Below are 9150 nucleotides of genomic sequence, written 5' to 3' on the forward strand. Positions count from 1 at the left end.
TCGTGAAATTGCCGGTGGGTGAGCACGAAAGGGTACTCATTTCGCGGCACTCATTAGATATCCATCAGTTTTCTGACTCGCTTTCAGATAAGAAGTCGTCAAACTCGTTGACTTACAGAGGACATATACCCGAAAAGCGTCTATGAGGGGGTCGAGTCCGCAATAACGGCTCGAATCTGCTCACAGCACGCCTGCAGCTGGGCTGCAGGGACCGCTTTTTTGAAGGCGCGCGCCAGACCGTTCTTTTTCTGCAGAGCGGCTACGCACTTTTCGCTCGGATGGATCCAAGCGCCTCGTCCGGGCATAGTTCCCGCCGTATCGGGCTGATAGGGCGGGGTGTCCGCCTGCTCGGTAGCAGACGTGACGGGTGTGCGGGCGATGCGCAGCAGGTTGCGCTGTTCATCGCGGGCACGGCATCCGATGCAGGTGCGGACCGGTCCTTCAAACGCTTCGGAGGTTGCGGTGAGGTCGTGATTGCTCATGGTCCTCTCCCCTCTCTAGCGTGTGTAGAACCGCGTTCGCAGTACATTCGTGATGCTCTATCCGGTGCGCGTGAGGGCACGATAAAGCGCCCGGTTACGCACCGGCACATCTTAATAGTGTATCCCGTTTTTAAGAATCATGGGCAAAACTGTGACGCAGGCGCAAGAACACCGGGCACGTTGCTGCCCGATCTCTTGCGCCTGCATCAAAAGGATATGCCGCGGGATACGCCCCTCACCGGGGCTAATGCTTATTCAGCGTCCTGTGCGGACTCTTCTGCTGCTTCTTCAATTGCCTTCTCAGCGGAAGCTTCTTCAGCCAGGCTACGAGCCACGCGAGCTGCAACCTCTTCCTCGGCACGAACCTGAGCGTACTTGGACTCGGAGAGAATATCGATACGCCAGCCGGTCAGCTTCGCTGCCAGACGCGCATTCTGACCCTCACGGCCGATAGCCAGGGACAGCTGGTCATCCGGAACCACGGCACGAGCGGAATACTCACGCGGGTTCGCGATAATGACCTCGGTGACCTTCGCCGGGGACAGTGCCGCAGCGATGAAGGTTGCCGGATCGGTCGAGTAGTCGACAATGTCAATCTTCTCGTCGTTCAGCTCGGCAGCAACCGCACGCACGCGGGCACCCATATCGCCGATGCACGCACCCTTAGCGTTAATGGTCGGGTTCTTCGCGGACACAGCAATCTTGGAGCGGTGACCAGCTTCACGTGCGATGGAGTTAATGGAAACCAGGCCCTCAGAGATTTCGGGAACCTCGTGCTCGAACAGGCGCAGAACCAGGTTCGGGTGCGAACGAGAAACCACAATCGAGGGGCCCTTGGGGCCGCGGCGAGCCTCAACCAGGTAGGCGCGCAGGCGGGAGCCGTGCGGGTACTTCTCGCCCGGAACCTGCTCATTGCTGGGCAGAACAGCTTCAACGGTGCCCAGGTCAACCTGAACCATACGCGGGTTGTTGCCCTGCTGAATCACGCCGGACACCAGGGTGCCCTCACGGTCCTTGAACTCACCCAGAACGGATGCGTCCTCAGCGTCACGCAGACGCTGCGAAAGCACCTGACGGACGGTTGCGGCAGCGATACGGCCAAAGTTGTTCGGGGTATCGTCGAACTCGTCAATCTTCTGGTTGTCCTCATCAAGCTCAGGAGCCAGAATGACGAACTCGCCGGTGGTGTGGTCGATGACGGCACGAGAACCCTTAATGGCGCCGGGCTGCTTCATGTACGCGAGCAGCAGGGCGTTCTCAACCAGGGTGAAGAGCTCCTCCATGACGAGAGAGCGCTGCTTCGCCAATGCGCGCAGTGCGCCCAGGTCAATAGTTTTAATATCCTCCACGCTTTTCAGCCTTTCCCAGTTAGCACGGCGCCGGGACGCTCAATGCGCCCCGGCTCCCGAACGGTATATACCTGACACGGAACACCCCGTGCCTGAAGCTTTAATAACTCTATTCTACCGGCTCAGCGGGCGAATTGAAGTCAATCTCGACGTGAGCAGAAGCAATATTTTCCCACGGAAGCAAGCTCGGCTCGTGGTACGACTCCTTCTGGCCCTTCTTCGTGTTCTTCTTACGAGCCAGCACCGGACCTTCATCCTGCACCTCGTGCAGACGCGCCAGGTACTCGGTGCCGTCGGGTGCGGTGACCGCAATCAGGCGGGTACGGGCACGTTCCCAGTGGCGGCGCTCGGTCAGGGCACGGGTAGCACCCGGCGAGGACACCTCCAGCTCGTAGGGGAAGAACTCGTCGTTCTCATCCGCACGGTCCAGGGCGCTCGAAATCGCACCGGAAATCTCCGCGAGGGAATCCAGCGACAGCGAATCGGTACGCTCAGCGGTGTAGTCCACCGTAATCTTCACGGTGCGGTTCGCCGCCGGGCCCGAAATCTTCAGGCCCTCCAGCACCAGCGAGAACTCGGAGATGACCGGGGCAATCGCCTCGGCAACCTCTTCCTCACGAATCGCGCGGGTACCCACGCGCACCGGTGCCTCCACCACGGGCTCACTCTCAACGCGAGTGCGGGGAGTGTTCACACCATTCGCCACGCGGGATGCGGCACGGCGAGCGCGCGCATTCGGGGCGCTCTTCTTAGAGCCAGAACGCTTCGGCTTGTATGCCATAGTTCTCTTCTTTCATTCTTCCGCCGCTACCCTGCCCCACCTCCTGGGAGGTAGGGCAGGTGGCGACGGTTTTACGTCTTAGCGGGCTAGTGGCGTGCCTTAGGCGCGCGCACCTCAGCGATGACCTCAGCCACCGCGTTCTCGACGGACACCTCGCGAGCCTCACCGCTGCGGCGGTCCTTCAGCTCCAGCACGCCGTCCTTGAAGCCGCGACCAATCACCAGGATGGTGGGCACGCCCAGCAGCTCGGCGTCGCCGAACTTCACGCCGGGGCTGGTCTTCGGGCGGTCGTCCAGCATGACCTGCAGGCCAGCGGATTCCAGGGATGCGCTGAGCTCTTCAGCGTACTCGTGGGATGCTGCATCCTTGCCGGTGATGACGATGTGCACGTCTGCCGGTGCCAGGTTACGCGGCCAGATCAGGCCCTTCTCGTCGTGGTTGCCCTCGGCGATAGCGGCCAGTGCGCGGGTCACGCCCACGCCGTAGGAGCCCATGGTCACGGTCTGCAGCTTGCCGTTCTGGTCCAGGACCTTCAGGCCCAGTGCCTCAGCGTACTTGCGGCCCAGGGCGAAGATGTGACCCATCTCGATGCCGCGGGCTGCCACCAGTTCGCCGGAGCCGTCCGGTGCCGGGTCGCCTTCGCGCACCTCGCACGCCTCAATGACGCCGTCGGCGGTGAAGTCGCGGCCGAAGACCAGGTTCGCCACGTGCTTGCCCTCTTCGTTTGCGCCGGTCACCCAGCGGGTACCGCGCACCACGCGGGGGTCAACGAAGAAGGGAATGCCGGTTGCGGAAGCTACCGCATCCTCGTCCTCGGTGTGCGCACCGAACAGGGGCGCATCCAGGCTCAGGCCGGGGCCAATGTAGCCCTTGACCAGCTGGGGGTATGCCTTCAGGTCCTCTTCGCTGGCTGCCTCAACCTCAACCTCGCCGCCGATGCCTAGCAGGGCGCCGATGTTGACCTCAACGCGGCCCAGGTCCACGGCCCGGTCACCGGGAACGCCCACGGCGAAGACCTTACGCTCACCGGAGGGGGTGATGACGGTGCCGAGGAAGCACTTGAGGGTCTGCGAAGCTTCCAGGGTGCCGCCGGTCACCTCGGAGTGCAGTTCGTTCATGCGCTCCACCAGGGTCTCAATGGTGGCGGAGTCGGGGGTGTCCACGACGATTGCCGCCGGGGTGTCCTCGGTGATTTCGATTTCCTCGGGAACCACGGTGGTCACGGCCTCAACGTTTGCCGCGTAGCCGCCCGCGGAACGCACGAAGGTGTCCTCACCGATGGGGGTCGGGTGCAGGAACTCTTCACTGCGGGAGCCGCCCATTGCGCCGGACTGTGCGGTCACAATGACAATCTCCAGGCCCAGGCGCTCGAAGATGCGCTGGTATGCGGCGCGGTGCGCCATGTACGCCTCGTTCAGGCCCTCATCGTCAATGTTGAAGGAGTAGGAGTCCTTCATGACGAACTCGCGGCCGCGCAGCAGACCCGCGCGGGGGCGCGCCTCATCGCGGTACTTGGTCTGAATCTGGTACAGGTAAACCGGAAGGTCCTTGTAGGAGGAGTACAGGTCCTTGACCAGCAGGGTGAACATTTCCTCGTGGGTGGGTGCCAGCAGCATGTCGGCACCCTTGCGGTCCTTGAGGCGGAAGAGGTTATCGCCGTATTCGTCCCAGCGGTTGGTTGCCTCGTAGGGCTCGCGGGGCAGCAGTGCGGGGAAGTGAACTTCCTGCGCGCCGATGGCGTCCATCTCTTCGCGGATGATGTTCTCGACCTTGCGCAGTACCTTCAGGCCCAGGGGCAGCCAGGTGTACACGCCCGGGGCTGCGCGGCGGATGTAACCGGCGCGAACCAGCAGCTTGTGGCTGGCGACCTCAGCGTCTACGGGGTCCTCGCGCAGAGTGCGCACGAAGAGGTTGGAAAGGCGAAGTACCACGATTCTCCTTGAAAGGTCGATAGGTTTAGGTAGGGTGCCCACGGCTCACCGGGTAAGCCACGAAAAAGGCACAGTCGTCTTTAATTTTATAGCGTTTTAGGGTTCGGCGTGTTTAGCGCTCAAAAATGATGGTCGAGAACTGCCCAATCTGCTCCCAACCGGTCCCCCGGTACATGGCAAGAGCGCGGGCGTTGTAGTCGTTCACGTACAGGCTCAAATGCGGGTAGCGGCGCTGCAGAATCTGCGCGGCGGCGGCAAAGAACGGCTTAGCCAGCCCGTAGCCGCGGTAGTCCGGGTGCAGCCACACGCCCTGCACCTGCGCGGCGTCCAGGTTCACGATGCCCGCATCCGCCTTGAAGATCACCCGCCCGTTCACATCGGCGACAATGGCGCTGCGCTGACCGGCAATGAGCGTGCGCAGGCGCGCCGCATAGCCGTCACCGTAGCGGGCAATCGGGTCGAAGCCGACCTCCTCGGTGAACATGGCGGCGGCGGCGGGCAGAAGCTCCCCCAGGTCCGCGGAGGTGGCGAGGCGTGCATACCCGGCAGGCTCACCGCTGAGTTGAAAAGCACCGGCGGGGCTCTGCCCCGGCTTGAGGGGCTCGGGTTTGATGGGCACGGGTTTGAGAGGCGCGGGCAGGTGCGCCGGCAGCTCAGGAAGCTCCGCCTCGTAGAAGCGGGCGAGGTCCTTCTCCGGCGGCAGATACAGCAGCGGCTGTACGGGGCGCTCCGACAGAACCCGCGCACGGTGATCGCAACCGTCGCCCAGGCTCGGCTGCAGCATCTGCAGTAGCGGGCTCTTACCGCTGCGAGTCTGCTCGCACAGCTCCTGCATGCGCGTCCACAGGGGCATCACGAAGGCGCTCTCACCGAACATGGAATCCAGGCGAGAACCCACCTGCAGTAGCAGCTGAGCCAGCGCGTCACGATGCGCGAGCGCCGTAGCATCCAGCGCCACTGTGTCCAGGGCGGGAGTGTCCAGGGTGGTGGCATCCGCCGCTTCAGCAACGGGAGAATCCACATCGTGCTCAGCGTGTTCAACCGCGACACGTTCAACGGCGGCATGTTCAACCGCGGCACCGCACAGCCGCACCGGCACCACATTCGAACCCAACAGCAGCACACAGCACAACTGCCCGTCACGCGCACAACCCACAAAGCCCTGATAGTAGTGCAGCGGAATACGCGGGGACCTCACCGGAAGAGGGCACGCCAAATAATGCTCAATGGAGTACAGATTCGGGACCGGGTCACTAAACAGGACCTCCTCCAGCTCATCGCACCACCGAGCATCCAGAGCAAAAACGTGTTCCTTCACGCGATCAGGCATAGGGGAAGAATCCATCGACGAAACAGCAGCACGCCGGGCACGATTAGCCTTACGGCGGCGAGAAAAAAGAGTGAACATGACCTGTTGAGTGATAGAGAATGAGCGACAAAAAATAAGTGAAAACACGGGGACACGCACCCCCGAAAAAGCAACCGGATCCTGCGGCCACACCCGGCAGCGGCAAGCACCAAGCCTGCCACCACCATAACCGGACATAACCGGAAAAGCGCGGAGGCGCCCTCACCAGGGCGCCTCCGCGCACAAAAGCTAACTAGCTCACCGAAACAGCCGGGGAACCCTCGGGAACATACTCGCCCGAAGCCTCCATCTCAGCAGCAATACGGGTCGCCTCTTCAATCAGAGTCTCAACGATCTGATCCTCAGGCACGGTCTTAATGACCTCACCCTTCACGAAAATCTGGCCCTTACCGTTACCGGACGCCACACCCAGGTCAGCCTCACGAGCCTCACCCGGACCGTTCACCACGCAACCCATCACGGCAACACGCAGCGGAACCTTCATGTGCTCCAGGCCCTTAGTCACGTTCTCAGCAAGCTCCCACACGTTCACCTGCGCACGACCACACGACGGGCAAGAAACAATATCCAGCTTGCGGGGGCGAAGGTTCAGCGACTCCAGAATCTTGGTGCCCACCTTCACCTCCTCAACCGGAGGAGCAGACAGCGACACGCGAATAGTATCGCCAATACCCTGAGACAGCAGAGTACCGAACGCCACCGAGCTCTTAATAGTGCCCTGGAACGCCGGACCAGCCTCAGTCACACCCAAGTGCAGGGGCCAGTCACCGCGCTCAGCCAGCTGACGGTACGCCTCCACCATCACCACAGGGTCATTATGCTTCACAGAAATCTTGAAATCGCGGAAACCGTGCTCCTCAAAGAGCGACGCCTCCCACACAGCAGACTCAACCAGAGCCTCCGGAGTAGCCTTACCGTACTTCTCCAACAGACGCTTATCCAGCGAACCAGCATTCACACCAATACGCAGAGAAACGCCGTGGTCCGAAGCCATCTGAGCGATTTCCTTCACCTGGTCATCGAACTTACGGATATTACCCGGGTTCACACGCACAGCACCGCAACCAGCCTGAATAGCCGCATACACGTACTTCGGCTGGAAGTGAATATCAGCAATCACCGGAATACGGGACTGCTTCGCAATAATGGGCAGAGCCTCCGCATCCTTATCAGTCGGGCACGCCACACGCACAATATCGCAACCGGCAGCGGTCAACTCAGCAATCTGCTGCAGAGTCGCACCAATGTCGTGGGTCTTAGTGGTCGTCATCGACTGCACCGAAATCGGAGATTCAGAACCAACACCGACAGAACCCACCTTAAACTGGCGAGTCTTACGACGCGGGGACAGAACCGCGGGAGCGGGCTTCGGCATACCAAGGCTGACCGACAAGGTTTTCCTCCATACATGGGTTATGAAGGACGTACGACGCATCCTTCGTTCAACTTTTTATTGTGCCACTGACGCGAAAGAAAGCACTAATACGGGTACCCTTACCGCGCGCAACAACACACTAAAACAGGGTGATGGGCTTAACAATATCCGCCACAATCAGAATGACAGACATCACAATAAACGCGCCTGCCACCACATACGTCAACGGCAACAACTTCACCGGATCAAACGGACCCGGATCCTTACGCCCAGTCAAACGTGCAAAGAAACGACGCACCCCCTCCCAGAGCGCACCCAACACGTGGCCACCATCCAGAGGCAGAAGCGGAATCAGATTAAACGCAAAAAGCATCAAATTCATATTCGCCACCAGCGAGACCAACATCGCAGCCTTCGCCTTCACATCAATACGGTCAGTAGCCGTCACCTCACCGGCAATACGACTCACACCAACCACAGACACCGGCGACTCAACACTACGCTCACCACCAGTCACCAAAGTCACCGTCAACTCCCACACACGCTGCGGCAACGACAACATCGACGAACCCACACGAGAGAGCGTATCGCCCACCATCGCAGGCACCTCAGTAATAGAACCAGGCACCAACTCACTCGACGGCGACACACCCACAAAACCGCCGCGAGTCGTCGCAATCGAACCATCCGCAGCACGCGCATACTGGCCCTTACCATCAGAAACCGGGCGGATCATCTCAACCGGAGTCACCAACAAATCCAGACGCTGACCATCACGCTCCACCGTCAAAGTGCTCGGGTGAGAACCCGCCGCACGAATCGCCGAAGACACCGCCTCCCACGAACCCGTCGACGCACCATTCACAGCAACCACACGGTCACCCACCCGCACACCAGCAGCCTTCGCAGGCGACGGAGTGGACTTATCCGTACACTCGCCATAGCTAATCGAATCATGAGTGACATTCACGCTCGGCACGCACTCAGACACCGCTGACACCTTATTCGTCACCTGCGCCGTACCAAAACCACAAATCAGCACAGCAGTACACACCACACCAATCAGCAGGTTCATCGTCGGGCCACCCAGCATAATCACCATGCGCTTGAGCACCGGCAACTTATAGAACAGGCGGTCCTCATCACCGGGCTTCAGACGCTCAGCATCCGCCGCACGCGCTTCCTCAGCCAAGGACGCAAACGGGCTGGTACTGCCCGAATGGCCCTCCTCATGGTGCTCCTTCACCTCAGCAGGGCTCGGCGGGTACATGCCAATCATCGAAATGTAGCCGCCCAACGGGATCGCCTTGAAACCGTACTCAGTCTCGCCGCGGCGGAAAGAGAACACGGTCTTACCGAAGCCAATCATGTACTGCGGAACGCGCACATTGAACAGCTTCGCGGGCACCAGATGCCCCACCTCGTGCAGGGCAATCGAGACGGCAATAGCGATTGCCATGAGGATAATGCCCACAGCGTACAGCAGGATTTCCACGCTTTTTCTCGTTTCGGTTCGGGGATACGAAGCTTCTAGGATACTCGCTTAGCCTGTGAAGGCGCCCTCCCCCGCCTCATATGACTATGCAGGACGGTGTGGGTGGGTACGCTATACCCTTCCTCCGGTGAGGTGCGGGCATGTGGAGGGGTGGTGTTCGTCCTCGTTCCTACAGGGGCACCCGCCCTCGCTTCGCTTCGGGCACCCTGATGTCACGTTCGGACGACACCGCCCCTCCACACGCACGCTAGGCTACCCGAGGTGGCGCGCCGTGTTTTCCGGATGCGCCCTCAGGGTGTCACACGGACGCTCTTCCGCAGCGAAGCGAGGAGAAAGCGGAGCGTCCGGGTGACGGGTGCCCCTGCGTA

The 9150-nt window shown here is 60.8% G+C and carries 7 protein-coding genes; all 7 read right to left on the bottom strand.

The window, feature by feature from the left end:
- Positions 1 to 140: 140 nt before the first annotated feature.
- Positions 141 to 482: a YlxR family protein gene (locus HMPREF2980_RS08155; RefSeq protein WP_049341695.1), complete on the bottom strand. Its 342-nt coding sequence runs from the start codon at positions 480 to 482 to the stop codon at positions 141 to 143.
- A 251-nt stretch (positions 483 to 733) separates the two neighbouring features.
- Entirely contained in the window at positions 734 to 1831 is a 1098-nt protein-coding gene (nusA, locus tag HMPREF2980_RS08160; RefSeq protein WP_049328007.1) for a transcription termination factor NusA, read from the bottom strand.
- A gap of 109 nt (positions 1832 to 1940) precedes the next feature.
- Complete coding sequence (rimP, locus tag HMPREF2980_RS08165) at positions 1941 to 2612, bottom strand: ribosome maturation factor RimP (protein WP_049341694.1); 672 nt, start codon at positions 2610 to 2612, stop codon at positions 1941 to 1943.
- An 86-nt stretch (positions 2613 to 2698) separates the two neighbouring features.
- On the bottom strand, positions 2699 to 4543 hold the full coding sequence (locus HMPREF2980_RS08170; RefSeq protein ID WP_070643857.1) for a proline--tRNA ligase: 1845 nt from the start codon (positions 4541 to 4543) through the stop codon (positions 2699 to 2701).
- A gap of 112 nt (positions 4544 to 4655) precedes the next feature.
- A complete protein-coding gene (locus HMPREF2980_RS08175) occupies positions 4656 to 5951 on the bottom strand; it encodes a GNAT family N-acetyltransferase (RefSeq protein WP_070691326.1) in 1296 nt (431 codons plus the stop codon).
- Between the two features lie 193 nt (positions 5952 to 6144).
- Positions 6145 to 7287 (bottom strand): flavodoxin-dependent (E)-4-hydroxy-3-methylbut-2-enyl-diphosphate synthase, encoded by a 1143-nt coding sequence (gene ispG / locus HMPREF2980_RS08180; RefSeq protein WP_044142245.1) that lies wholly within the window; start codon positions 7285 to 7287, stop codon positions 6145 to 6147.
- Between the two features lie 139 nt (positions 7288 to 7426).
- Positions 7427 to 8782, bottom strand: coding sequence for a M50 family metallopeptidase (locus tag HMPREF2980_RS08185; RefSeq protein WP_049356017.1), 1356 nt, complete (start codon positions 8780 to 8782; stop codon positions 7427 to 7429).
- Positions 8783 to 9150: the final 368 nt, after the last annotated feature.

Origin of the sequence: Rothia sp. HMSC076D04 (genome assembly GCF_001814645.1) — a bacterium.
Classification (GTDB): domain Bacteria; phylum Actinomycetota; class Actinomycetes; order Actinomycetales; family Micrococcaceae; genus Rothia; species Rothia mucilaginosa.